The sequence below is a fragment of the Undibacterium sp. WLHG33 genome (genome assembly GCF_049544815.1).
Lineage (GTDB): Bacteria > Pseudomonadota > Gammaproteobacteria > Burkholderiales > Burkholderiaceae_D > Undibacterium.
Genome location: NZ_CP186697.1, coordinates 1,274,530 through 1,297,500 on the forward strand (window position 1 = coordinate 1,274,530; position 22,971 = coordinate 1,297,500).

Annotated in this window: 20 protein-coding genes; 14 read left to right on the forward strand and 6 right to left on the reverse strand. The window is 50.7% G+C overall.

Annotation, left to right across the window (positions count from 1 at the left end; genetic code table 11):
• The first annotated feature begins 1 nt into the window (after window position 1).
• The 9 genes from ACOTSW_RS05780 (at window position 2) to ACOTSW_RS05820 (ending at window position 11,827) form a co-directional block, all read left to right on the forward strand.
• Complete coding sequence (locus ACOTSW_RS05780) at window positions 2-2,419, forward strand: DNA internalization-related competence protein ComEC/Rec2 (protein WP_423681551.1); 2,418 nt, start codon at window positions 2-4, stop codon at window positions 2,417-2,419.
• Entirely contained in the window at window positions 2,394-3,248 is an 855-nt protein-coding gene (locus ACOTSW_RS05785; protein ID WP_423681553.1) for an alpha/beta fold hydrolase, read from the forward strand. The genes ACOTSW_RS05780 and ACOTSW_RS05785 overlap by 26 nt, the downstream gene beginning before the upstream one ends.
• A gap of 2 nt (window positions 3,249-3,250) precedes the next feature.
• Entirely contained in the window at window positions 3,251-4,201 is a 951-nt protein-coding gene (locus ACOTSW_RS05790; protein ID WP_423681554.1) for a lipid A-modifier LpxR family protein, read from the forward strand.
• Window positions 4,202-4,301: 100 nt separating this feature from the next.
• Window positions 4,302-5,939, forward strand: a complete 1,638-nt coding sequence (locus ACOTSW_RS05795) for a CTP synthase (protein WP_423681555.1) — start codon at window positions 4,302-4,304, stop codon at window positions 5,937-5,939.
• Window positions 5,940-5,941: 2 nt separating this feature from the next.
• The gene (gene kdsA, locus ACOTSW_RS05800) at window positions 5,942-6,796 is read left to right on the forward strand and encodes a 3-deoxy-8-phosphooctulonate synthase (RefSeq protein ID WP_423681556.1); all 855 of its coding nucleotides are present in this window, start codon (window positions 5,942-5,944) and stop codon (window positions 6,794-6,796) included.
• 197 nt (window positions 6,797-6,993) lie between these two features.
• Window positions 6,994-8,277 (forward strand): phosphopyruvate hydratase, encoded by a 1,284-nt coding sequence (gene eno, locus ACOTSW_RS05805; RefSeq protein WP_423681557.1) that lies wholly within the window; start codon window positions 6,994-6,996, stop codon window positions 8,275-8,277.
• 71 nt (window positions 8,278-8,348) lie between these two features.
• A complete protein-coding gene (ftsB, locus tag ACOTSW_RS05810) occupies window positions 8,349-8,690 on the forward strand; it encodes a cell division protein FtsB (protein WP_423681558.1) in 342 nt (113 codons plus the stop codon).
• A gap of 231 nt (window positions 8,691-8,921) precedes the next feature.
• Entirely contained in the window at window positions 8,922-10,448 is a 1,527-nt protein-coding gene (locus tag ACOTSW_RS05815; protein ID WP_423681560.1) for a 3-hydroxyacyl-CoA dehydrogenase, read from the forward strand.
• A 203-nt stretch (window positions 10,449-10,651) separates the two neighbouring features.
• Window positions 10,652-11,827, forward strand: coding sequence for an acyl-CoA dehydrogenase (locus ACOTSW_RS05820; RefSeq protein WP_423681561.1), 1,176 nt, complete (start codon window positions 10,652-10,654; stop codon window positions 11,825-11,827).
• A gap of 369 nt (window positions 11,828-12,196) precedes the next feature.
• Here ACOTSW_RS05820 and hslO read toward each other — a convergent pair whose 3' ends face one another.
• Both hslO and ACOTSW_RS05830 read right to left on the reverse strand, forming a co-directional pair.
• Entirely contained in the window at window positions 12,197-13,123 is a 927-nt protein-coding gene (gene hslO, locus ACOTSW_RS05825; RefSeq protein ID WP_423681562.1) for an Hsp33 family molecular chaperone HslO, read from the reverse strand.
• A gap of 82 nt (window positions 13,124-13,205) precedes the next feature.
• Window positions 13,206-13,730 (reverse strand): gamma carbonic anhydrase family protein, encoded by a 525-nt coding sequence (locus tag ACOTSW_RS05830; protein ID WP_186885591.1) that lies wholly within the window; start codon window positions 13,728-13,730, stop codon window positions 13,206-13,208.
• A gap of 312 nt (window positions 13,731-14,042) precedes the next feature.
• Here ACOTSW_RS05830 and ACOTSW_RS05835 point away from each other — a divergent pair, with 312 nt between their 5' ends.
• Window positions 14,043-14,831 (forward strand): ferritin-like domain-containing protein, encoded by a 789-nt coding sequence (locus ACOTSW_RS05835; protein WP_423682264.1) that lies wholly within the window; start codon window positions 14,043-14,045, stop codon window positions 14,829-14,831.
• A 184-nt stretch (window positions 14,832-15,015) separates the two neighbouring features.
• Here the strand turns inward: ACOTSW_RS05835 and ACOTSW_RS05840 are convergent, their stop codons facing one another.
• The gene (locus ACOTSW_RS05840) at window positions 15,016-15,636 is read right to left on the reverse strand and encodes a GIN domain-containing protein (RefSeq protein WP_423681563.1); all 621 of its coding nucleotides are present in this window, start codon (window positions 15,634-15,636) and stop codon (window positions 15,016-15,018) included.
• A 51-nt stretch (window positions 15,637-15,687) separates the two neighbouring features.
• Complete coding sequence (locus tag ACOTSW_RS05845) at window positions 15,688-15,930, reverse strand: hypothetical protein (protein WP_423681564.1); 243 nt, start codon at window positions 15,928-15,930, stop codon at window positions 15,688-15,690.
• A gap of 127 nt (window positions 15,931-16,057) precedes the next feature.
• Between ACOTSW_RS05845 and ACOTSW_RS05850 the strand changes: the two genes are divergently transcribed.
• Entirely contained in the window at window positions 16,058-17,518 is a 1,461-nt protein-coding gene (locus ACOTSW_RS05850) for a P-loop ATPase, Sll1717 family (protein WP_423681565.1), read from the forward strand.
• A 277-nt stretch (window positions 17,519-17,795) separates the two neighbouring features.
• On the opposite strand, the gene ACOTSW_RS05855 is transcribed toward ACOTSW_RS05850, so the two are convergent.
• A complete protein-coding gene (locus ACOTSW_RS05855; RefSeq protein ID WP_423681566.1) occupies window positions 17,796-18,182 on the reverse strand; it encodes a GNAT family N-acetyltransferase in 387 nt (128 codons plus the stop codon).
• Window positions 18,183-18,321: 139 nt separating this feature from the next.
• Here ACOTSW_RS05855 and ACOTSW_RS05860 point away from each other — a divergent pair, with 139 nt between their 5' ends.
• Window positions 18,322-18,945 (forward strand): flagella assembly protein FlgT middle domain-containing protein, encoded by a 624-nt coding sequence (locus ACOTSW_RS05860; protein WP_423681567.1) that lies wholly within the window; start codon window positions 18,322-18,324, stop codon window positions 18,943-18,945.
• Window positions 18,946-18,975: 30 nt separating this feature from the next.
• Here the strand turns inward: ACOTSW_RS05860 and ACOTSW_RS05865 are convergent, their stop codons facing one another.
• Complete coding sequence (locus ACOTSW_RS05865; protein ID WP_423681568.1) at window positions 18,976-20,679, reverse strand: acyl-CoA synthetase; 1,704 nt, start codon at window positions 20,677-20,679, stop codon at window positions 18,976-18,978.
• A 137-nt stretch (window positions 20,680-20,816) separates the two neighbouring features.
• Between ACOTSW_RS05865 and ACOTSW_RS05870 the strand changes: the two genes are divergently transcribed.
• Both ACOTSW_RS05870 and ACOTSW_RS05875 read left to right on the forward strand, forming a co-directional pair.
• The gene (locus tag ACOTSW_RS05870) at window positions 20,817-21,707 is read left to right on the forward strand and encodes an alpha/beta fold hydrolase (protein ID WP_423681569.1); all 891 of its coding nucleotides are present in this window, start codon (window positions 20,817-20,819) and stop codon (window positions 21,705-21,707) included.
• 88 nt (window positions 21,708-21,795) lie between these two features.
• Window positions 21,796-22,896, forward strand: coding sequence for a patatin-like phospholipase family protein (locus tag ACOTSW_RS05875; protein WP_423681570.1), 1,101 nt, complete (start codon window positions 21,796-21,798; stop codon window positions 22,894-22,896).
• Window positions 22,897-22,971 lie beyond the last annotated feature (75 nt).

A 22,971-nucleotide genomic window follows, 5' to 3' on the forward strand; every position in this document is an offset into this window, starting at 1 on the left:
TATGCAGGCGCTGTGCATCGGCCTGGCGATCGGTGTCACTTTGTTGCAGCAGCAAGCTGCCTTGCTGGAGGTGCATACTCTTTACCTGATGTTGTTTGCTGCAGTCTTGCTGATGCTGGCAGGCTATCGTTTTTCTATCTATCAGAAACTGCCTGCGGTCGTAAGAGTGTTATGCCAGATGCTGTTTGCTGGCATCGTCGGTTTTGTCTGGGCCAGTCTGTTCGCCCATTTTTACCTGAAGACGTCTTTACCGGCAAAGTATGAAGGCAAAGACCTGGTCGTGGTGGGAACGATAGATAGTTTGCCCGCATATGTTGACCAAGGTGAGCGATTTAATTTTGCTGTAGAGCGCGTCATCAGTCCTGATTTATCGATTGATGAACGACAGCATTTTCCTGACAAACTTGTTTTGTCGGCGTATCAAGGTACGGAAGATTTACACGTGCAGCCGGGTGAGCGCTGGCAATTTAATGTGCGTTTAAAACGTCCGCATGGTTCTGTGAATCCGCATGGCTTTGATTACGAGGTCTGGTTGCTGGAGCAGGGAATACGCGCGACGGGAACCGTCAGACCAGCATCATCTGCTTATCCGAATCAACGTCTGCAAGAATTTGTCTGGAATTTCGGCAATGTCGTTGAACGTTGTAGGGCTATGCTACGCGATCGTATTCATGCCGCGTTGCCCGGAAAAAACTATGCCGGAGTGATTGTTGCGCTGGTGATCGGCGACCAGCGTGAGATCTCGCAATCGGACTGGACGGTGTTCAATCGGGCAGGGATAGGGCACCTCATCAGCATCTCAGGATTACACATCACAATGATCGCCGGTTTGTTTGCAGGGCTGACTTCTTTTCTCTGGCGACATTCATTTTTTCTCAATTTATCATTACCGTTGTTGGTACCTGCACAAAAAGTAGCCGCGCTTGCCGGAGCGGTCATTGCGTTTCTGTATGTGGCATTAGCGGGATTTGGTGTGCCTGCGCAGCGTACCTTATACATGCTGTGCGTCGTTGCGCTGGCCGTCTGGAATGGTCGGGTGACTAGTTTTTCTTCCGTGTTGTGTCTGGCACTGGGACTGGTCGTGGTACTTGATCCTTGGGCTGTGTTGTCGCCCGGGTTCTGGCTTTCTTTTGGTGCGGTTGGCGCTATTTTATTTGCTGCAGCGAGTGAAGAGGATGATGCAGCTACAAGCTGGAGGCAGAAACTGGGATCGTCTTTGCGTACGGCGACTCGGACACAATATGCAGTGACCGTGGGACTGGTACCTCTGACGATGTTTTTGTTCGGACAGTTTTCTCTGATCAGCCCACTCGCCAACGCCATCGCGATTCCCTTGATCAGTTTTATCGTGACGCCTATGGCCTTACTTGGCAGCGTTCTGCCTTCAAGTGTGTCAGTTGTGGTGCTGTCGTTGGCGCATGAGACTGTGCAAATGCTTGCAACTGTTCTGAGTTGGCTGAGCACTTTTCCGGCAGCCGTATGGATTGCGGCTTATCCTCCTTTCTGGGTGTTCGCGCTGGCACTGGCAGGTGTTGTCTGGATGCTGCTGCCGAAAGCCTGGCCTATGCGCTGGCTGGGGATATTTTGCTGTTTGCCTTTGGTTTCTTTTCAGCCTGCGCCCATCGCAGAGGGACAACTGAGAGTGACGGCGCTGGATGTCGGGCAGGGCATGGCTTTACTCATTGAAACCAGTGCTCATCGTCTGCTGTACGACACAGGTCCAGCCTATTCTGCAGAGTCGGACAGCGGCAGCAGAATTATTTTGCCTTACCTGAAAGCGCAAGGTATCAATGGGCTTGATGCCATGATCGTGTCGCATAACGATAGCGATCATTCGGGCGGTGCACTGAGCATACTGAAGCAAATGCCTGTCAGTCTGGTGCTGAGTTCATTAAATTCTGACAGTTCGATTGTGGCTGAATCGCGACAACATTGGCGTTGCCAGTCCGGTCAGGTATGGCGTTGGGATGGCATCTTGTTCGAGATATTGCAGCCGGTTGCGGCGAGCTATGACAGCACGAAATGGAAGCCGAATGCGCGCAGTTGTGTATTGAAAGTATCGACCAGTCATTACGCCATGTTATTGCCGGGAGATATCGAGGCAGTGCAGGAAGATGAGCTGGTGAATAGTATTCCGGATAAGCTCAGAGCGGATGTGTTGCTGGCACCGCATCACGGTAGCGGTACATCATCCACGCCGGAGTTTCTGCAAGCTGTGCGACCAGAGCTGGCCATTTTTCAGTTGGGCTATCTGAATCGTTACCACCATCCTAAAACTGAAGTCTGGAATCGCTACGCTGATTTTGGAGTAAAACGTCTAAGAACCGATGAATCGGGTGCAATCACATTACAATTCGGTACATCATTGCAGTTTTCTCAATTCAGACAGGAGCATGCGCGTTATTGGTACGCACAATAATGCGGTATTCATTATGGTGGAACAAACCGCTAAGTCAGTCCTTCATTTTGTTCACGGGAACAGTTTTCCCTCTGGTACTTATAGGCTTTTTCTTGATCAGTTGCGTGATGTCTATGATGTACATTCCACGGATATGGTGGGGCATCATCCCGCTTATCCCGTAACCGACGGCTGGCCTTGTCTTGTGCAGGAATTGATTGCAAGCTTACAGGAGCGTTATTCGCAGCCGGTGATACTGGTGGGACATTCGCTGGGCGGTATTCTCTGTTTGCTCGCCGCCGCTGAGCGCCCGGATTTAGTGAGGGGTGTGGTTGTTCTGGATTCGCCTATCGTTGCCGGCTGGCGTGCTTTCTTGTTACATATATTTAAAACACTTAATCTGGATAAAAAAGTGTCACCCGCCCGTTTTGCTGAAAAGCGGAAACACATCTGGAAAGATAAAGAAGCGGCGTATCAGCATTTTGCTGCCAAAGAATTATTTGCGATCTGGCCTCCTGAGGTATTGTGGGATTACATCAACGCTGGACTGAAGCCTTGTTCTGAAGGCGTGACTTTGCGATTCACGCGCGAAGTGGAAACCGCAATCTATCGGACGCTGCCGCATACTCTGGGCCGTTTACTGCGACATCCACCGCAGGTACCGATTGGTTTTGTCGGAGGAACGGAGTCGGTTGAGTGTCGTCAGGCCGGAGACTTTTATACGAAAAAACTGATGGGTAAGCACTACACCCTGATACAGGGCGGACATCTGATCCCGATGGAAGTGCCTTTGCAAACTGCTACCGCAGTCAGGCAGATGCTGGCTGAGTTAAATTTATATCCGAAATAAAAATGATGACATCAAAAAAAATTGCCCGGGTTTTATCCGCGATGAGCTTATTGAGTCTGGCTAGCTTGGTTTATGCCGATGAAAGTACTGTCTGGCCTTCATGGTCTGAATTCGTGCAGGTAAGGGAATCGGGAAAATCCATCTGGCAACTCGAAATTGAGAACGATAGCCTGTTAATGAATAAGGATGATCGTTTCTATACGGCCGGTAATCATTTACAGCAAGGTTTTGTTCGTCAGACAGCTACACAATCGACTGAGTACGGATGGCGCGTCGGGCAGGATTTGTATACATCTTCCGACATCAAGCTGCAGCCTTCACAACTGGCTCCGAATGACCATCCGTATGCAGCCTGGCTATATGCAGGAGTATTTGGACAGAAAACACAAATGACAGGGCGCAGCTGGCGCTGGAGTGTGGATGTTGGCTGCCTCGGACCTTGCGCTGGCGGTGAGTGGACACAAAATCATCTGCACCGGATTTTGCAGCAACCGCAACCGCAGGCATGGAGTACTCAACTGCGTAATGAGTGGGGAATGGTTCTGGGTGGCGAAATGTCGCCGGGGCGCCTTTTGCCGTTTGAAGGCGTGGATATGTCACCCCGGTTCAAGGCGCGTTTCGGCAATATATTTACGGATGCCAGCGCGCAGCTGGAATTGCGGGCCGGTCACTTAAATAGTTTGCCGTATCAGCCTGCAAATTATGCCTTTGCCAGAGCAGAGGCGAAAGTTGTGGGCTATAACGCGACAATACAGGGCGGCTACTTTAACAATGAACCGGGGAAACTTACTCCCAAACGATACGGGGGCGAAATAGAGCTTGGTTATCTGTGGCAGGCGGAAAAATATGCTGTCAGTGCATCATTGTTGCGGAGAGCTAATGAAATAAAGCAGATATCCGATGCGACTGGTGCACAGAATTTTGTCAGATTGCAATTTTCATACGCAATGTAGAATAAAATAAGTTGATGGTACGAAGGGGGAAATTCGCTTACATGTCTGAGAGTGATGTATAATTCGAATTTCCCGCTTGTGCCGTTCGGCACCTTCTGCAATGACTAAGTTTGTATTCGTTACGGGGGGCGTAGTCTCCTCACTGGGTAAAGGCATCGCTGCCGCCTCTCTCGCCGCCATCCTTGAATCGCGCGGCCTCAAAGTTACTATGCTCAAACTGGATCCGTACATTAACGTAGATCCGGGTACCATGAGCCCATTCCAGCACGGTGAAGTGTTCGTTACCGATGACGGCGCTGAAACCGATCTTGATCTGGGACACTACGAGCGTTTCATTTCTTCAAAAATGAAGAAGGTAAATAACTTCACGACCGGTCAGATTTATGAATCCGTGATCCGCAAGGAACGTCGCGGCGAATATCTCGGTAAGACTGTGCAGGTGATTCCGCATATCACCAATGAAATTCAGGAATTTATTTACCGTGGTGCTGAAGGCGCAGATGTGGCGCTGGTTGAAATCGGCGGTACCGTTGGTGACATTGAATCCTTGCCTTTCCTCGAAGCCGCACGTCAGCTGAGTCTGCGCGCAGGTCGCAACGCCGCTGCCTTCGTGCACCTGACGCTGGTGCCTTATGTTGCAGCTGCCGGTGAATTGAAAACTAAGCCTACTCAGCACAGTGTGCAAAAACTGCGCGAGATCGGTATTTTCCCGGATGCATTACTGTGCCGTGCTGACCGCCGTATTCCCGATGATGAACGGGCGAAAATTTCCTTGTTCGCCAACGTGGCGGAAGACGCAGTGATTTCTGTGTGGGATGCCGACACCATCTACAAAATTCCTCAGATGTTGCATGATCAGGGGCTGGATAGGATTGTCTGCGACAAACTGGCTTTGTCACCGAAACCAGCAGATTTGTCCATGTGGGACAAACTGATCTACGCGCTGGAAAATCCAAAAGAAGAAGTCACGATCGGCATGGTTGGTAAGTATGTTGATCTGACAGAGTCTTACAAATCATTGACGGAAGCTTTGCGTCACGCCGGTATTCATACCGAAAGCCGCGTGAATATCGAATACGTAGATTCCGAAGAAATCGAAGCACATGGTACTAAAGCGCTGGAAAAATATGATGCGATTCTGGTGCCCGGCGGATTCGGTAAACGCGGTGTCGAAGGTAAGATTCTTGCTGCACGTTATGCCCGCGAAAACAAAATCCCTTACCTCGGCATCTGCCTCGGTATGCAGGTCGCACTGATTGAATATGCCCGCAACAAAGCCGGACTGACAATGGCGAATTCCACAGAATTTGATCCTGAGACAGAGCAGCCGGTTGTTGCGCTGATCAACGAATGGCAGAACCATGATGGTAAGGTTGAAAGCCGCGACGAAAATTCAGATCTTGGTGGCACGATGCGTTTAGGTGCGCAGACTTGCGAGATTAAACCAGGCACGCTGGCTGCAGAAATTTACGGTAGTGCAGTGACCGAGCGTCACCGTCACCGCTATGAAGCGAATAACCATTACCTGGATCGTGTTGAAGCGGCTGGTCTGGTGGTCTCTTCCCGTACAGCGACAGAAGGTCTGTGCGAGATCATGGAATTGCCGCGTGATGTGCATCCTTGGTACATGGGTGTTCAATACCATCCGGAATTCAAATCAACACCTCGCGATGGTCACCCATTGTTCATTTCTTTCGCCAAAGCTGCACTTGCCCATAAAAAGGCTCAAGGAAAATAAGCATGAAATTATGCGGATTTGATGTTGGTCTCGACCAGCCGTTCTTCTTAATCGCTGGTCCTTGTGTGATCGAATCTGAGCAAATGGCATTCGATACTGCAGGCCAGTTGAAAGAGATCACGCAGGCATTGGGGATTCCGTTTATCTATAAATCCTCTTTTGACAAGGCGAATCGTTCTTCAGGTACTTCTTTCCGTGGTCTCGGTATGGAGAAAGGTCTGGAGATTCTGGCCGACGTTAAAAAACAGATCGGTGTTCCTGTATTGACGGACATCCATGCGATTGATGAAATCGCGCCAGTTGCGGCGGTGGTCGATGTGCTGCAAACGCCCGCTTTTCTGTGTCGTCAGACTGACTTCATCGAAGCTTGCGGTCGTTCCGGTAAGCCTGTGAATATTAAGAAGGGCCAGTTTCTGGCGCCGCATGATATGGTCAACGTGATTGCCAAAGCGCGTGCGGCAGCGAAAGCGGCTGGCCTGAATGAAGATAATTTCATGGCGTGCGAACGTGGTGCTTCATTCGGCTACAACAATCTGGTGTCAGACATGCGTTCGCTGGCGATTATGCGTGAAACCAATTGTCCGGTCGTATTCGATGCTACGCATTCTGTGCAATTGCCGGGTGGTCAAGGGACAACGTCCGGTGGTCAGCGTGAGTTCGTGCCAGTTCTGGCGCGTGCTGCGGTTGCGGTTGGTGTGGCTGGCTTGTTTATGGAGACACATCCGAATCCAGCAGAGGCAATGTCTGATGGTCCGAATGCCGTGCCTCTGGGACGCATGAAAGAATTATTATCCACGCTGATTGATCTGGATCGTGTGGTTAAAAAGAACGGATTTCTCGAATCCAGCTTCGCATAAATTGGCATGTGCATGACGCGCTGCTGTTGTCAGTTCATGGCAAGCGGCGAATGATAAAGCGATGTGTTCTCCGCGATGTCCGGCTCTGAAATGAGTGGGGCGTCGCGATAGTTTTATCTGCGGCTTGGTTTTCCGCCGAGCACATAGTCAGAACAGGTTTTACTTTATTATCTATATTGATCGTTGAGGAGAATTAAATGAGTGCCATCGTTGATATTATCGGCCGTGAGGTGATTGATTCACGCGGTAACCCGACAGTTGAATGTGATGTTTTGCTGGAATCCGGTGTGATGGGACGTGCTGCCGTTCCATCTGGTGCTTCTACCGGTTCACGTGAAGCAATCGAATTGCGCGATGGCGACAAATCCCGTTATCTGGGTAAAGGCGTGTTGAAAGCCTGCGAAAATATCAATACCGAAATCGCAGAAGCGATCATGGGTCTGGACGCAAATGAGCAAGCTTTCCTTGACCGTACTCTGATTGATCTCGACGGTACAGAAAACAAAGCCCGTCTTGGTGCGAATGCCATCCTGGCCGTATCGATGGCAGTGGCAAAAGCAGCAGCAGAAGAAGCTGGCTTGCCTTTGTATCGTTATTTCGGCGGCTCCGGTGCCATGCAGTTGCCAGTACCGATGATGAACGTCATCAATGGTGGTGCCCATGCAGACAATAATCTGGATATTCAGGAATTCATGATTATCCCTGTTGGCGCACCGACTTTCCGTGAAGCGATTCGCTACGGCGCGGAAGTATTCCACGCTCTGAAAAAAATTCTGCACGACAAAGGTCTGACAACGGCCGTCGGTGACGAAGGTGGTTTTGCGCCTTCCGTTGATAATCACGAGTCTGCGATCAAAATGATTATTCAGGCGATTGAAGCGGCAGGTTACGAGCCAGGTACACAGATCGCTCTGGGTCTGGATTGTGCGGCATCTGAATTCTACAAAGACGGCAAATACCATCTCGAAGGCGAGGGCCTGACGTTGTCTTCTGCTGATTTCACTAATCTGCTGGCGACCTGGGTTGATAAATATCCGATTATCTCTATCGAAGATGCGATGGCAGAAGGCGACTGGGAAGGTTGGGCAATTCTGACTGAAAAACTGGGCAAAAAAGTACAGTTAGTTGGCGACGATTTGTTCGTCACGAACACCAAGATCCTGAAAGAAGGCATACAAAAAAATATCGCCAATTCTATCCTGATCAAAATTAACCAGATCGGTACACTGACTGAAACTTTCGCTGCGATTGAAATGGCGAAACGTGCCGGCTACACTGCGGTGATTTCTCATCGTTCCGGTGAAACAGAAGACAGCACGATTGCGGATATTGCGGTTGGTATGAATGCGTTGCAGATCAAAACCGGCTCCATGTCGCGTTCTGACCGTATGGCAAAATACAACCAGTTGCTGCGTATTGAAGAAGATTTGGGTGAAATTGCGAGCTATCCAGGTCGTGATGCATTCTACAATCTGAAGTGATCTGGTAACATACTGCAAAAAAAAGGGGAACGCTGTTCCCCTTTTTACTATTTTTTCTGATGTGAGTCTTTGTGCGACTGATTGCTGTTTCCTTCGTTATTTTGCTGGTGCTGATCCAATATCCTTTATGGTTAGGGAAGGGCGGCTGGTTGCGCGTGTGGGAATTCGAACGTCAGGTCGCTCAGGCGCAAAGTCAGAATGAAAAACTCAAAGAACGTAATGCCAAACTGGAATCGGAAGTTGCCGATCTGAAAACCGGTACCGACTCTGTCGAAGAGCGCGCCCGCTTTGAATTAGGCATGATCAAAAAAGATGAGATTTTTGTCCAGATTCTGGATAAAAATGCGCCTACTCCCGCTTCTGCCCCCACTGCCTCGCCTGCTGAGAAGCAGCAAGCTGTCATCAATCACTGATACTCGGTCGTTATCAGCGATTTAGCGCTGACATAACACGAATGTTGTTGCGGCTCATTGTTTCTGTACTTTCTTCACTCGTTTCTCTATTTTCTCAGCGCGAAGTTGCTGCGTATCGCGTTATCATAAGAAAACAGTTGAAAAATATCCAATAAGGTCGGTCATTCTGTTTGCCCCGATTTGCTCATCGCAGGCGCAGCAAAGCAGTGTGAATCTCATGATGCAGGAGTGATGAATATGATACGAGTGGTTGCTGTCGTCGGTGCTGGTGCGATGGGGCGCGGCATTGCGCAGATCAGTGCTCAGGCCGGCTTGCAGGTCTTGTTATTCGACATGAATGCGGCAGCTGTTGAGGCGGCCCGAACTGACATTTTTGCGCAATGGGATAAGCTGCAGCAAAAAGGCAAAATTACGCAGCATCAATGTGCTGTCGCCAAGTCAAAGCTGCATATCGTCGATGAGCTGCAGGCGCTGGCAGCCAGTGATCTGGTGATTGAAGCGATCGTCGAAAATCTTGACATCAAACGTGACCTGTTCCGCCAGCTCGATCATATCGTCCGCGACGATTGCATACTGGCGACCAATACCTCTTCTCTTTCTGTGACTGCGATTGCTGCTTCCAGCAAACTGCCGCAACGCGTGGCGGGGCTGCATTTTTTTAATCCTGTGCCACTGATGAAAGTGGTCGAAGTCATTGATGGTTTGCTGACCGATGAAACGATCGCGCCACGGCTGATCAGTTTTGTCGGCGAGCTTGGTCATACACCTGTGCGGGCAAAAGATACCCCCGGCTTTATCGTCAACCATGCCGGACGTGCTTATGTAACCGAGGCGTTGCGCTTGCTGCAGGAAAACGTGGCAGACTTTACTCATATCGACCAGATCATGCGCGAAGCGGCCGGATTCAGGCTGGGCCCGTTTGAATTGATGGATCTGACCGGGCTTGACGTCTCGCATCCTGTGATGGAAGCGATCTACCACCAGTATTATGAAGAGCCGCGTTATCGGCCCAGCGTGATTGCGGCGCAACGCGTTCAGGCCGGCATCTTCGGACGCAAGACCGGCCGAGGGTTTTACGCTTACCCGGCGGAGCCTGTCGTGCCTCGGCTGACGGATAGCGCAGCCTGGACAGGTAAGGTCTGGCTCAGTCATGAAAACCGGCTGGCACTCGATACCCTGACGGATCTATTCGTGCGTTGCGATGTCGTCATTGATGAGAATGTGATGCCGTTACCACAGTCGATCTGTATCGTCAGTCCTGACGGTGAAGACGTCAGTACCTGTGTTGCACGACTGGGTCTGGATGCCCGCCGCACCTTTGGAATCGATAGCCTGACCGGTGGTCACGGTCACCTGACCCTGATGCTGAATCCGGCATCTGATCATGCGCTGGCACAAGGCCTGGCGCTGACCTTAGGTAAATACGGCCAGTCTGTCAGCCTGATACAGGACAGCTATGGCTTTGTCGTGCAGCGTATGCTAGCGAGTATCGTCAATGTCGCCTGCGATATTGTGCAGCAGGGCATTTGTACGCCGCAGGATCTCGATAAGGCAGTTGTTGCCGGTCTCGCTTATCCGCTCGGGCCGCTTGCGTGGGGCGACAAACTGGGTGCTTTGCGTATACTATTGATACTGACAAATTTGTTGAACAGCACAGGTGATCCCCGCTATCGTCCTAGTCCGTGGCTGGTGCGCCGGGCGCAGCTGGGTTTATCGCTGTTGCATGTATCACCGACAGAAGGAATTCCGGTCAGTTAAGTGATTTCCTTGTGATCAATGGCGCATGCAAAACAGTTTTCAAGAGACAAAATCTGCGTTCAAATCAGGGCATGAACTGAAAACCAGCGATGGTGTATGCAGGCGCGATAGCCTTGTCAGTTGCTTCGGCACTGTGTGTATTGCGTTTGATGCGCTCGCGGGAAGCAGATCAATACAATTCAAAAATTATTCAGGAGAATCAGATGGCCAAGGCAGTATTCAGTTGGGAAGATCCTTTGTTGTTGTCTTCGCAGTTAACCGATGAAGAGCGTATGGTGCAGGAAGCGGCACGCGCTTATTGCGAAGAAAAGCTGGCGTCGCGCGTGCTGGAGGCTTTCCGTCACGAACGTACTGACCCGACAATTTTCCGCGAAATGGGCGCGCTTGGTCTGCTTGGTTCCATGATTCCCACCCAATATGGTGGTGCGGGGCTGAATTACGTTTGTTATGGTCTGGTCGCGCGTGAAGTCGAGCGTATCGATTCTGGCTACCGCTCTATGATGAGCGTGCAAAGTTCACTCGTGATGGTGCCTATCAATGAATTCGGCAGCGAAGCCCAGAAACAGAAATATTTGCCAAAACTGGCGTCCGGCGAATACATCGGTTGTTTTGGTCTGACCGAGCCGGATCATGGTTCCGACCCCGGCAGCATGGTCACGCGCGCCAAGACCGTCCCGGGCGGTTATTTGCTGACCGGTGCCAAAATGTGGATTACGAATAGCCCGATTGCCGATATTTTTGTGGTCTGGGCAAAAACAGATGATGGCCGCATCCGTGGTTTTATTCTGGAAAAAGGCTGGGCTGGTCTGACCGCACCGGCAATTCATGGCAAGGTAGGTTTACGTGCTTCGATCACCGGTGAAATCGTGATGGATGAGGTTTTTGTTCCAGAAGAAAACCTGTTGCCGCATGTCGAAGGCTTGAAAGGGCCATTCACCTGTCTGAATTCAGCGCGTTACGGTATCGCCTGGGGTGCGCTGGGTGCGGCTGAATTTTGCTGGCATACGGCACGTCAGTACACACTCGATCGCTTACAGTTTGGCCGTCCGCTGGCGGCAAATCAGCTCGTGCAGAAAAAACTGGCGGATATGCAGACCGAAATCACACTCGCGCTGCAAGGCTGCCTGCGCCTCGGACGTATGAAAGACGAAGGCACCGCCGCCGTTGAAATCACCTCGATCATGAAGCGTAATTCGTGTGGCAAATCGCTGGAAATCGCCCGCACTGCACGCGATATGCTGGGCGGGAACGGTATTTCAGATGAATACGGCATTGCACGCCATCTGGTGAATCTGGAAGTCGTGAATACCTACGAAGGTACACATGATATTCACGCCCTGATTCTGGGGCGCGCACAAACCGGCATCGCCGCCTTCTGATTGCCTCGCCAATCAAAAAAACCGCAGTATTCGCTGCGGTTTTTTTTATTTCCGGATACCGCCGGCAACTGCATCACATCGCCCGGGTGTGGCACGCGCATCTGCCTTCCAGATTCGAAAAAATAGCAATTTCAGGGGAGTATATTGAGTTTTACGCTTATTCCCATCGTCAATACTGGACTTTAAAATATACCCCGGGGAGTATATTTACCCTGTTTTTATCTGTTTTTGCCTGCCTGTGGCGAGTTTTGAGTAAAACTGGTATCAGTGAACTGCGAGCTTTTGACCGATCGTGCCAAAGAAAAAATGCTGGTGAAATAAAAAAAGCTGCCAGAGTGTGGCAGCCTTCTTTGAAAAAAGTGCGGCAGATCAGTGCTTGCTGTCGCCAGCTGGCAGGACGCCTTCTGCCAGTGTTTTGGCGACGAATAACTGGGCGCAATCAACCGGGTCGAAGCTGTAATGTTTGCCGCAGAAATCACAGTTGATATCGAGTTTGCCGAATTCAGCAATCGCGCTTTCGACTTCATCTATCCCAAGCATTTTCAGCATGTCGCCGACTTTTTCGCGGGTGCAGCTACAATGAAAACTCGGGTGCAGCGGGTCGAATACGCGCAGCGTCTGTTCCCAGAATAAGCGGTGCATCAGCGTTGCAATATCGTGATTCAGCATCTCGTCTTTTTTCAGGGTGTCGCCCAGCATCACTGCATGATTCCACGCTTCTGTCTCATCTTCCACCTGCGCTTCACTACCGCCGGTTTTCGGTAACTTTTGCAGCAACATACCGCGCGTGACTTTATCGTTGGTGGCCAGCCAGAGTTTGGTGTCGAGCTGTTCTGAGCGCTGCATATAATTTTCAATAACCGTCGCAATGCTGTCGCCATCCAGAGGGACGATGCCCTGATATGCCTGTTGCCCCGGCAGCTTGTCATTCGGGTCGAGGGTAATCACAAAGCGTCCATGCCCGTGTGCATGCACCAGATCTTTCAGCGTTTCATGGTCCTCGATCACGGCGTCGTCGGCCAGTTTTGCCGTAGCACGCAGACGCAGTTCTGAGTCGCATTCAACCACCATCAGCTTGACCGGGCCATCGCCGTGGATCTGCATGATCATCGTGCCATTGAACTTCAGATTGGCAGAGAGCAGGGCAGCGGCGGCCATCAGTTCGCCCAGCATGGTTTGCACCGCTGGCGGATAGGTTTGGTGCGACTGCATTTGTTGCCAGGCGCTTTCCATTTCGACCAGCTCGCCGCGTACGCCAGCGTGTTCGAACATAAATTTTTGTAAGGTATCTGTCATGGTGATTCTGTTTTTCTGAAGCGGGTAAAAATTTTCAGGACCCCGCTAATACAAGCCAGAGTCCTGTCATTTTTAATCAATACTAATCAATACGTTTAAGTTGGGTTTTATACGCCTGACCACGGCTGGCATAGTTTTCAGCGTTGTAGCGCATACCCAGAATGTCTTGTTCTGTCAGTTGGCGCACAGCTTTAGCAGGTGTGCCGATAATCAGCGAATTATCAGGAAATTCTTTGCCTTCGGTGACCAGCGCGCCGGCGCCGACCAGACAATTTTTACCGATTTTCGCACCGTTCAATATCACGGCCTGTATGCCGACCAGTGAACCGTCGCCGATGGTGCAGCCATGCAGCATTGCCTGATGGCCGATGGTCACGTTTTTGCCTACCGTCAGCGGATAGCCGGGGTCGGTATGCAGGATGCAGCCTTCCTGCACATTGCTTTTTTCGCTGATCGTGATCAGTTCATTGTCGCCACGTATCGTGACATCAAACCAGATGCTGGCTTGCGCTTCGATTTTCACTTTACCGATGATTTTTGCGGTATCAGTAATGTAAGCAGAGGCATCGATTTCCGGCGCGATATCGCCTAATTGGTAGATGGGCATGATAATTCCGTAAAATAGCGGCTGATAAAACTTTGTTTGCGGTCGCTCACACAGTCAAGCGCTGAAGTGTGTAACGATAGTAACAAAGACTGCGTTCTGAACTGGTATCGATGCAGCATCGCTGAGACATTGCTGAAGCGTTGATACAGTATCGATGTATATTTAACCCGTTATTTTAACGCTCCGCGCCCGATGATGCCGGAGTTATTAGGATTGCGCAATTTGCTCCGGCGAGGAACCATAAAACCGCTGTGGCGGCTTTGCGCCAGTCCTGTCATCAAGAAGAAGAGTATTTTGCAAACACATTCACCTATGGAATTACGCGCTGCGGCGCTGTCCGCTCTGCTGTCCAGCGACACCGGCGTTAAATGCGCGATCCTGCGGGCGATACCAGATGACGTGCCCATCGATACACAACAGCAGTTTGCGATTCCCGACGGCATCCCCGGGCGTCCTGCAAAGCCTGAGCTGATTCCGCCTGGCCAGGTCGGGCGCAGGTCGATGCAGACGCTGGAGGGCAGACGCATACTGATCCACGCACTCGCCCATATCGAGATGAATGCGATTAATCTGGCGGCAGATATTCTGTGGCGTTTTGCCGGAATGCCGGAGCAGTTTTATCGCGACTGGCTGAAAGTGGCGAAAGAAGAGGCATATCACTTTCAGTTGCTGGAAGCGCATTTGCAGGCGATGGATAGTTATTACGGTGCGTATCCTGCTCACAATAGTTTGTGGGAAATGGCAGAAAAAACCCGCGACGATTTGCTGGCAAGGCTGGCGCTGGTGCCGCGCACACTGGAAGCTCGTGGGTTGGATGTGACGCCTGGTCTCGCGGCAAAATTGATGCAGGCAGGCGATAAGGCTGCTGCCGATATTCTGACGATTATTTATCGCGATGAAATCGGCCATGTCGCGATTGGCAATGCCTGGTATAAGCGCTTGTGTGATGAGCAGGGGCTGGATGTGATCGCGACCTATGCGCGCCTGGCGGAGCAATACGCAGCACCGAAATTACGCGGGCCTTTCAATCTGGAAGCCAGACGCAGTGCCGGTTTCAATGAAGATGAGCTGAATGAGTTGACTGCATTGCATCAGGCATAGCCTGTGTTTCTGCTTTTCTGCGTTTGATTTTCCGGATATCGTGCAAGCGGAATTAAGGCAAAAAAAATCCCCGGAAGGCAGCCTTCCGGGGTAACACCTTCTTGCTCTTACGCTTGCTTGCGGCGCTGAAAGGATCAAGCGCCGCGTGTGCTTCATCTGACCCCGCTTTGCACTGAATCTACACTCAGTCGCCCGCCTTGATGCTGCCTATGCCTTCGACCGATTTACTCAGGCTGCGCGGATTGCCGTAATACGTCAGACTGCCTATGCCCTGCACCGAAGCATTCAGCCTGTCACGCGCATACACAGAAACGGCACCCACGCCTTCGATGTTGGCATCAACGCGCTCGGCCAGTAACTCCTTGGTATCAACTAAACCGATACCGCGTGCCGCGAGATGCAGCGAGCGGGTTTTGCCACTGGCCACCAGCTTGCCTGCACCTTCATAAGAAATTGAAAAATCATTGGCATTGATATTTTTCAGGCGCGTCACACCTGCGCCTTCCATTTTGAAACTGTTTAATTCCGGCACCGTGATGATGACTTGCGCATCATCGGCAATTCGCACCGAATTTTTTTCTTTATACGAAATCAGCAGTTCATTGCCAAATACTTCCGTCACCACCTTGCCGGTAAATTTGTCGTTGCCACGGATAGTGATGGACTGCGCTTTGCCGACTTCGACCGTGACATTAAACGCACTGCGGCTGCGGATGGTATTGAAGGCAGGCACATCGCGGCTGACATCTTCTGCTGATGCCAGGCATGAGATGAACAGTAAAGGCAAAATCAACATATAGCGCATGAGGCTCTCCGGTAAAGTTGAAACGGTGGTGATCCAGTATGAATCCTTGCATCAACGATGCGTGATCGCTGAGTGATGGGGCAGAGTATGTGCCGCGAAAAATGGAAAACCCAGCGATTTGCGATGGAATGCAAAATCCTTAGCCTGACCTGCGCAATAGCAGTCCTGCCCGGCGACGCAGTGCGATGAACGTTTGCCCATTCTGTTGTTTGAGTACGCTAAAAGTGATGTGCGTTGATATTGCTCTTCTTCTGATTTCTCTACCAACGGGAATTTCAAAAAAATAATAGCCATGAGCATTTTTAGACGGGGGCGTTGAGTTGTTAAAATTACATAAGCATGTTAACGTCGGGTTCTTTCGCTTGAAAATTAGTTAATTCTATTTCAATATCCTATCGCCTAACTCTATGAGCCCAAATAAATGACTATTTACTTCGACCTCGCTGATGAAAAACTATTTGGCAACGAAGCCGGTGAAGATGAAGACCAAGCTTTGCTCAATGAGCACTTTGTAGATCACGATAGCTTTAACCATTTCTTCGACCCAAACAAACACCTCTCTGTGGCTAGCGCGCGGAAAGGCATGGGAAAGTCTGCCCTAATATCTCAACTAAAGTATCGACTGGAAAACGAAGATGCTTACGGTAACCCCGTGGTTGTTAAAGCAAAAGGAAACGAACTGCTCGGTCTAGGTGATTTTACGAGCAAAGACCAGGCGTATTTGGAGAATTACTGGAAGAGAATAATTTGCAAGAAAATTATCATTGAGATAGGTAGGACAATTGGATTTGCCGTTTCAAGCGATGCGATATCTATGGTGGAGATTGCAGAGCTTGATGGGTTAAAAGGAAAGAATCTTGTAGGAGGATTGGTTTCAAGAATTAAAGCAAAAATTCCTTTTCTTGACGCAGAAATAAAATCATCCATCCCAGAAAACTACGAGTCACTTCTCGCAAGCTATCAATCTGGATTCTCAGAACGAACAGTATGGCTTTTGATTGATGATATCGATGCGAAATTCCAAAATACCATAGATTACCAAGCACGAGTAGGTTCGTTTTTTAGTGCCATTCGTGGGCTTGCGTTTGAACAGAATAATTTACGCATTAGAGCAACCGTTCGAAGCGATGTATGGTCGTGCCTACGGCACCTAGAAGACCTCGACAAGCTTGACCAGTATCTGATAGAGATATTTTGGAAAAAGAAACAAATGCAAGATATTCTCGTAAAAAAGATTATTTCTTATGTAAATAGAAAAGATCCCAATTCCATTGAATCAAGATATTCGCCATCGAGGGATTACAACAAGATTCTTGATTTGATTTTCACTTCCCCAATCGTATGGGGACACGATTCAGATGCAAAGCTATTTGAAGCTATTAGTGCGTTTTCCAATCGCCGTCCTCGTTGGATGGTCCAACTATGCCGCATGGCAGCAGCTAAAGCCCACGAATCAAGAAAAAGAAAGATCAATCTCGACCATATTAATTATGTGCTTGTAGATTTTGGCAAAAAGCGGAGGGACGATCTTATCAAGGAACACAAACATCAGTTTTGTGACTTAGAAATTCTTATAGATGCGTTTCGCGCCACCGAAAAAGAGTTTCGTTACTCCGATATCCACTCCGTGCTTGAGGAAAAATTCATCAGAGGTCGCCCTACGTCGGAGATTCCGCTGGTCGATGGTTCAAAATATGTAAATCCAGAAGACCTTGGACACTTTGTACACAAGTTAGGGTTGATTTCAAGGCTTCATACAGATGGCAAAACATTTACACACTTCTCTGATGATCCAGATCTGTATCGTTCAGCAGAAAACAGAAAAGACAATATTGTTTGGTCGATACATCCATCGTACAGAACATTCCTAAATATTCGGTAAATATGTCATTTCTCACGCACTGGGCTAACATGATTCTACCGGATGCAGCGCTATAAAACTGCGCTCCGGCTTCCGTTAATTCGAACGTCAGTCTCATCCACAATGCACAAAACAATCATCGTCTTAAGCGCTCAGATAATCGCGTACTCGCCCGCATGTTTTTCATAATGCAGTAAATCCATCCAGACACCGTGACGCAATACTGCTTGCCGTGAGTGGCCGTATTGTTGGAATCCGCATTTACGCATCACGGCCTGTGAGGGCAGATTGTCGGCAATCACCACGGCTTCAATGCGCCAGAGATTGAGCGGAACGCTTCTTCGACCACATGATTGACCGCCTGACTGGCGTAGCCTTTGCCGCCGTGCTGTGCGCTGAAGCGATAGCCGAGTGAGGCTTTGAAATAATGTTCGCGTTCTGCGCCGCGCAGGGTAACGCGGCCGACGATGGCATCGTTGACCCAGGCCAGATAGTGGTATTCCTTTTGCGCATTTCTTGCCCATTGCGCTTGTTCCAGGCTGCTGCGAACGGCAGCGGCGGTATAAAAGGCGTCACCACGGCTGGCGATCCATTGTTCAAAATGCGGGCGGTTGTCGAGTTCAAAGGCGAGCAGGGCATCGGTGTGCTCTGGCATGGCGAGTGTGATGCGTAAGTGGTGGTCCATGTGCGTGTCTGATCGGGGTGTAATCGATGTATTAGCGGTGTTTAAGATCAAATGTAAACGTGCCATCTGTTGCTGTTTGCAGTTTATCTGAATCCGGCGGGCTGCTATGATGAAACGGTATTTAACCTGAGAGAAAATCATGCGCGTTTATCGATTGACGGTCATTCACTATTTTTTGCTTACTCTCGCCTGTATCACACCGTTGATAGTGCATGCGCAGACACCTGAGTTATCGCCAGATGGTGCTCGCAGTATCTTGTTGACAGGGTTTGCGGTGAACAAGCAGGCGCAACTGAAAGACATCGATAATATTGCGCAAGGCTTGCCAAGAGAAATCGGGCATCGGCTTGAAAAGCAGTTATGGAAAGTGAAAACGACGCCGGATTTATTATCGACGGAATGGCGCTTATCTCCGGCGAGCCCGCAACTGCTGGGGCAAATCGCCGGTTTATATGATGTGCGCTATGTGGTGGCGGGGGAAGTCCGCGATGCTGGTATCAGCACGCAGTCTGTATTGTGGGGATTGCGGGAAAAGCAGAGTCGCGTGATTGATATTGAGATCAGGGTGTATGATGCGCGCGCTGGCAGCCTGCTGGGGCGTTTTGATTTCAGCGGCAAGGCCAGCGGTGATGTGCTGATCGGGGCGGAGCATGTCTTCGCAGGCGAGGCTTTCAGAGCCACACCTTATGGTAAGGCGATTGATGAAGTGATAGAGCAGGCGACGCAGGCACTGAGCGCCACCTTGCTGAGTCAGACGCAATAAACCGTTGCTTGTCTGCTGCGCCTTCGCGGCTCAATCGCCGTTTTTATTAGCGCGTTCCAGCTCCTGCAAACGTAATACCCGTCTTTGCACTTTACCTGTCGTTGTCATCGGCAGGGCGGCGATAAATTCAATTTCTTTCGGATATTCATACGGCGCCAGTTTGCCGCGCACATGCGCCTGCAATTCCTTGGTCAGCTTGTCATTCGCTTTGATGCCGGGACTTAATACGACGTAGGCTTTGACCAGGTTGCCGCGCTCTTTGTCTGGCTTCGGTACGACTGCGACGTTGGCGACCGCCGGGTGTTTGATCAGGCAGTTTTCTATTTCAGACGGGCCGATTCGGTAACCGGCAGCTTTAAACATATCGTCGGCGCGCCCCTGATACCAGAGGTAGCCATCATCGTCGCGCAACGCCAGATCACCGGTACGGCACCAGTCGCCGGTAAATTTATTGCGGGTCGCTTCATCGTTTTTCCAATAGCCGAGAAAAAATACCGGGTCAGGGTGACCATGAATGTCGTAGCGGTTCACGGCCACTTCGCCGGTTTCTCCAGTACCGACTTCTTTGCCATCGTCATCAATGACCGCGACCCGGTGGCCGGGATACGGGCGGCCCATGCTGCCGGGGCGGGCAGGCCAGTGTTCATGGCTATTGCCGACGATGTAGTTCATCTCAGTCTGACCGAACATTTCATTCGGCGTCACTTTCAATGCTTTTTCACACCAGTGAAACACTGCATCACCAACCGCTTCGCCTGCACTCATAATGGCGCGCAATTTCAGCCTGTATTTGTCGCGCGGCGCAGGGACGGCCTTCATCATCATTTTCAGGGCAGTCGGAAACAAGAAGGTATTGGTGACCTTGTATTTATCGAGCAGGTAAAACGCAGTTTCAGCGGTAAATCTACCCTGATAGCCAACGATAGGTTTGCCAAAATACAGCGCCGGTAACAACGCATCCATCAGGCCGCCGGTCCATGCCCAGTCTGCAGGCGACCAGAAGACATCATGCTTTTTCGGGAACCAGTTTTGCGAAGCGACAAAGCCGCTGAGATTGCCTATCATCGCCGAATGGGGAATCAGCGCGCCTTTCGGTGCACCGGTGGTGCCGCTGGTGTAAATCAGAATCGCCGGATCAGTCGCCCGTGTTTTTTCGCAAGTGAATTCTGTGGGCATGTTGGCGATGTAGGCTTCCCATTCCAGCGGATGAAAATCGGCAGGCGCATCGGGACAATCGACCGTGATCACCGTGTTTAAATGCGGGCAACGGGCTGCAATCTCCAGATAGGCATCCAGTCCACTTGCATCGAGCACCAGTGCAACGGCTTCACTGTGCTGCAAGCGATATTCAAGCGCTTCCGGGCCAAACAAAAAAGACAGCGGCATCGCAATTGCCCCCAGTTGCAGGCAGGCCATCAGCGTAACGGCGGTTTCTGGCCGTTGCGGCATGATGCTGGCGACGACATCGCCGCGATCCACGCCTTGCAGGCGGAGTAAATTAGCGAGCTGATTTGCCTGTTTTTGCAGTTCGGCATAGGTCAGACGACCGCTGATTCCTTCGCTGTTTTCATGAAAAATAGCAACGCGTTTCGGGTCGTCGGCCCAACGATGGCAGCAGACTTCGGCGATATTAAAATGTTCGGGAACGTTCCAGCGGAAGTCTTGATACAGTTGCGTATAGTGATCTGCGGGTGTTGATTTTTTCTTTGAGGATGTTGTTTTCAGCGGCTTCATTCTGTCTCCGTTATAATTATCGAACGGTCGTTCTATTGTTGTTATTATTTTGACGTCCTACATTTGCATCCTACTGCATATCTCTGTGGCTGAAGATAGATAACGCAGAGTTTCTTGATGAAAAAAATTAATTTGCCATGACAATTGCCCGTAATGCCTCCCGCTCTGAATTTATTCCCATCCGTGGTCTGCAATACCATGTCCGTCACTGGGGCAAAATAGGTGCGCCAAAAATCTTTATGTTGCATGGCTGGATGGATGTGTCGGCCTCGTTTCAGTTTGTGGTTGATCATTTGCAGCAAGACTGGCATGTAATTGCGCCTGATTTGCGCGGCTTTGGTCTGACGGAAGCGCCGGGCAGCGACACATACTGGTTCCCCGATTATCTGGGCGATCTGGATGCGATTTTGCTGCATTACGCACCGGAAGGCGCAATCAATCTGCTGGGGCACAGTATGGGCGCGAACGTGGTTGGCTTGTATGCTGGTGTGCGCCCTGAACGCGTGCGCCGTCTGGTGAATCTGGAAGGTTTTGGTTTGCCGACAACGTTCCCGGCACAGGCACCGGGGCGTTATGCGAAATGGCTGGATGAATTGCGACAGCCACCGGTATTGCGCACTTATGCATCACAAGCAGAGGTGGCGGCGCGTCTGCAAAAAACCAATCCACGTTTATCGGACGAGCGTGCGCATTTTTTATCGGCGTTCTGGTCGAAACAGAATGCCGACGGGCGCTGGGAAATTCTTGGCGATCCTGCGCATAAACAAACCAGCCCTTTGCTGTTTCAGGTGGACGAGGTGACGGAGTGCTGGAAAAAAATCAGTGCTCCGGTGCTCTGGATGCAGGCCGACGATACCGATGTCTGGCACTGGATGGGGCCAAGAGAGCAGGCGCAGATCGAAATTGATCGTCGCCTGGCGCACATTCCTGATCTGCAAAAAGAAATGATTGCCGATGCGGGCCACATGTTGCATCACGATCAGCCTGAATTACTGGCACAATTGATCGAAGCGTTTCTCTTAAAATAAAGCATAGTCCGGCGCGTGGCACACAACGTGATCGCGGCGGTCTGCGTATCACTGCTGTGGTAAAAAAAAGCGTTGCAAAGGATGTGTTTTGCCGGATCAGAATTTAGTCTCAACTATTGAAGAAAAACCGTTGGCGCGTGAGCCTGACGGTGCGCAGTTTCAGCGTTGTCTGGTCATGGCAGGCGGTGGCTTTCGCTTTGGCTATTATCTCGGCATGTATCGCGCATGTCAGTTGCAGGGGAAAACGCCCGATGTGATCGTCGCCAGTTGCGGTGCGGCGATTGCTGGCGCATTGATTCGCCATCTGCCGGAAGACGAACAACGTCTGGCGTGGATCAGCTCACCGCAGATGCACGCATTCTGGCGCGGCCTGCAAGCGAATCCTGATATCAGTTTGTGGCGTGCAATCCGGGCCTTAGCCGGGCGTGCTTTGTTCGCCAACGATGCCAGACGTATTCCTGATTTGTTTCAGGATTATCTGTTCGACATTCCGCCTGATTTACCGCTGCCGCCTGAACGCAGTGATCCCGGCGCGCCTGCGCTGGCTATCGTTGCTGGACGCATGTTATTCGCACAGAGCGAAGTAGGCACGCTCCGCGGCGAAAAAAAATTATTTGCTGAAACCATTTTTACCGAACCGCGTGTTGCCGCGATGTTAGCCGGCATGCCTTCACCTATTGCCAGCAACGCCCATAAAAACAGTGTGGTTGCGCCGCAGATAGAATTTGAAACGCAGATTGCGGTTGCCGATGCGGTGCGCGCCTCGATTGCGGATATGTATTACTTCCGTTGTCACCGGATTGGTGAACATCATTATTCGGGTGGTGTGATCGATCTGTTTCCGATAGAGATTGCGCGTCGTCTGGCAAAAGAAGTGATGATGGAGCGCAAGGGCTGGTATGGCCGGCATATAGAGTTGCCTGCCTTGCGCATGGTGTTGGGCATCAACGGCAACCATCGTTTGCGCCACGTGTTGCAGCAAGAGGCAGATGTCTGGATCGATACCGCTGATATGGAAACGGCGTTGGTACAGCATCAGATCAGCAAGCAAATTCAGTGGCTGCGCAATCGCATCGTTTTGCGTGTGCCTGAGCGTTACGATGACTTTGTCGCGATGGTCAGACTGCAATGGGAATACGGCTATCAACGCGCTTTGCAGGCGCTGGCGGGGGACAACGTCAGCCGTTGATTTCGCTGTCCGAACGCGTTTTTACCCGGTTTTTTGCCTTCGACCGGGTGAATTCAGGCGGGCGCTGACCCCGAT

Bases quoted from the DNA above. Each gene is read 5' to 3' on its own strand.
- ACOTSW_RS05780 (WP_423681551.1), top strand. From the start codon at position 2: ATGCAGGCGCTGTGCATCGGCCTGGCGATCGGTGTCACTTTGTTGCAG.
- ACOTSW_RS05785 (WP_423681553.1), top strand. From the start codon at position 2,394: ATGCGCGTTATTGGTACGCACAATAATGCGGTATTCATTATGGTGGAA.
- ACOTSW_RS05790 (WP_423681554.1), top strand. From the start codon at position 3,251: ATGATGACATCAAAAAAAATTGCCCGGGTTTTATCCGCGATGAGCTTA.
- ACOTSW_RS05795 (WP_423681555.1), top strand. From the start codon at position 4,302: ATGACTAAGTTTGTATTCGTTACGGGGGGCGTAGTCTCCTCACTGGGT.
- kdsA (WP_423681556.1), top strand. From the start codon at position 5,942: ATGAAATTATGCGGATTTGATGTTGGTCTCGACCAGCCGTTCTTCTTA.
- eno (WP_423681557.1), top strand. From the start codon at position 6,994: ATGAGTGCCATCGTTGATATTATCGGCCGTGAGGTGATTGATTCACGC.
- ACOTSW_RS05815 (WP_423681560.1), top strand. From the start codon at position 8,922: ATGAATATGATACGAGTGGTTGCTGTCGTCGGTGCTGGTGCGATGGGG.
- ACOTSW_RS05820 (WP_423681561.1), top strand. From the start codon at position 10,652: ATGGCCAAGGCAGTATTCAGTTGGGAAGATCCTTTGTTGTTGTCTTCG.
- hslO (WP_423681562.1), bottom strand. From the start codon at position 13,123: ATGACAGATACCTTACAAAAATTTATGTTCGAACACGCTGGCGTACGC.
- ACOTSW_RS05830 (WP_186885591.1), bottom strand. From the start codon at position 13,730: ATGCCCATCTACCAATTAGGCGATATCGCGCCGGAAATCGATGCCTCT.
- ACOTSW_RS05835 (WP_423682264.1), top strand. From the start codon at position 14,043: ATGGAATTACGCGCTGCGGCGCTGTCCGCTCTGCTGTCCAGCGACACC.
- ACOTSW_RS05840 (WP_423681563.1), bottom strand. From the start codon at position 15,636: ATGCGCTATATGTTGATTTTGCCTTTACTGTTCATCTCATGCCTGGCA.
- ACOTSW_RS05845 (WP_423681564.1), bottom strand. From the start codon at position 15,930: ATGGCTATTATTTTTTTGAAATTCCCGTTGGTAGAGAAATCAGAAGAA.
- ACOTSW_RS05850 (WP_423681565.1), top strand. From the start codon at position 16,058: ATGACTATTTACTTCGACCTCGCTGATGAAAAACTATTTGGCAACGAA.
- ACOTSW_RS05855 (WP_423681566.1), bottom strand. From the start codon at position 18,182: ATGGACCACCACTTACGCATCACACTCGCCATGCCAGAGCACACCGAT.
- ACOTSW_RS05860 (WP_423681567.1), top strand. From the start codon at position 18,322: ATGCGCGTTTATCGATTGACGGTCATTCACTATTTTTTGCTTACTCTC.
- ACOTSW_RS05865 (WP_423681568.1), bottom strand. From the start codon at position 20,679: ATGAAGCCGCTGAAAACAACATCCTCAAAGAAAAAATCAACACCCGCA.
- ACOTSW_RS05870 (WP_423681569.1), top strand. From the start codon at position 20,817: ATGACAATTGCCCGTAATGCCTCCCGCTCTGAATTTATTCCCATCCGT.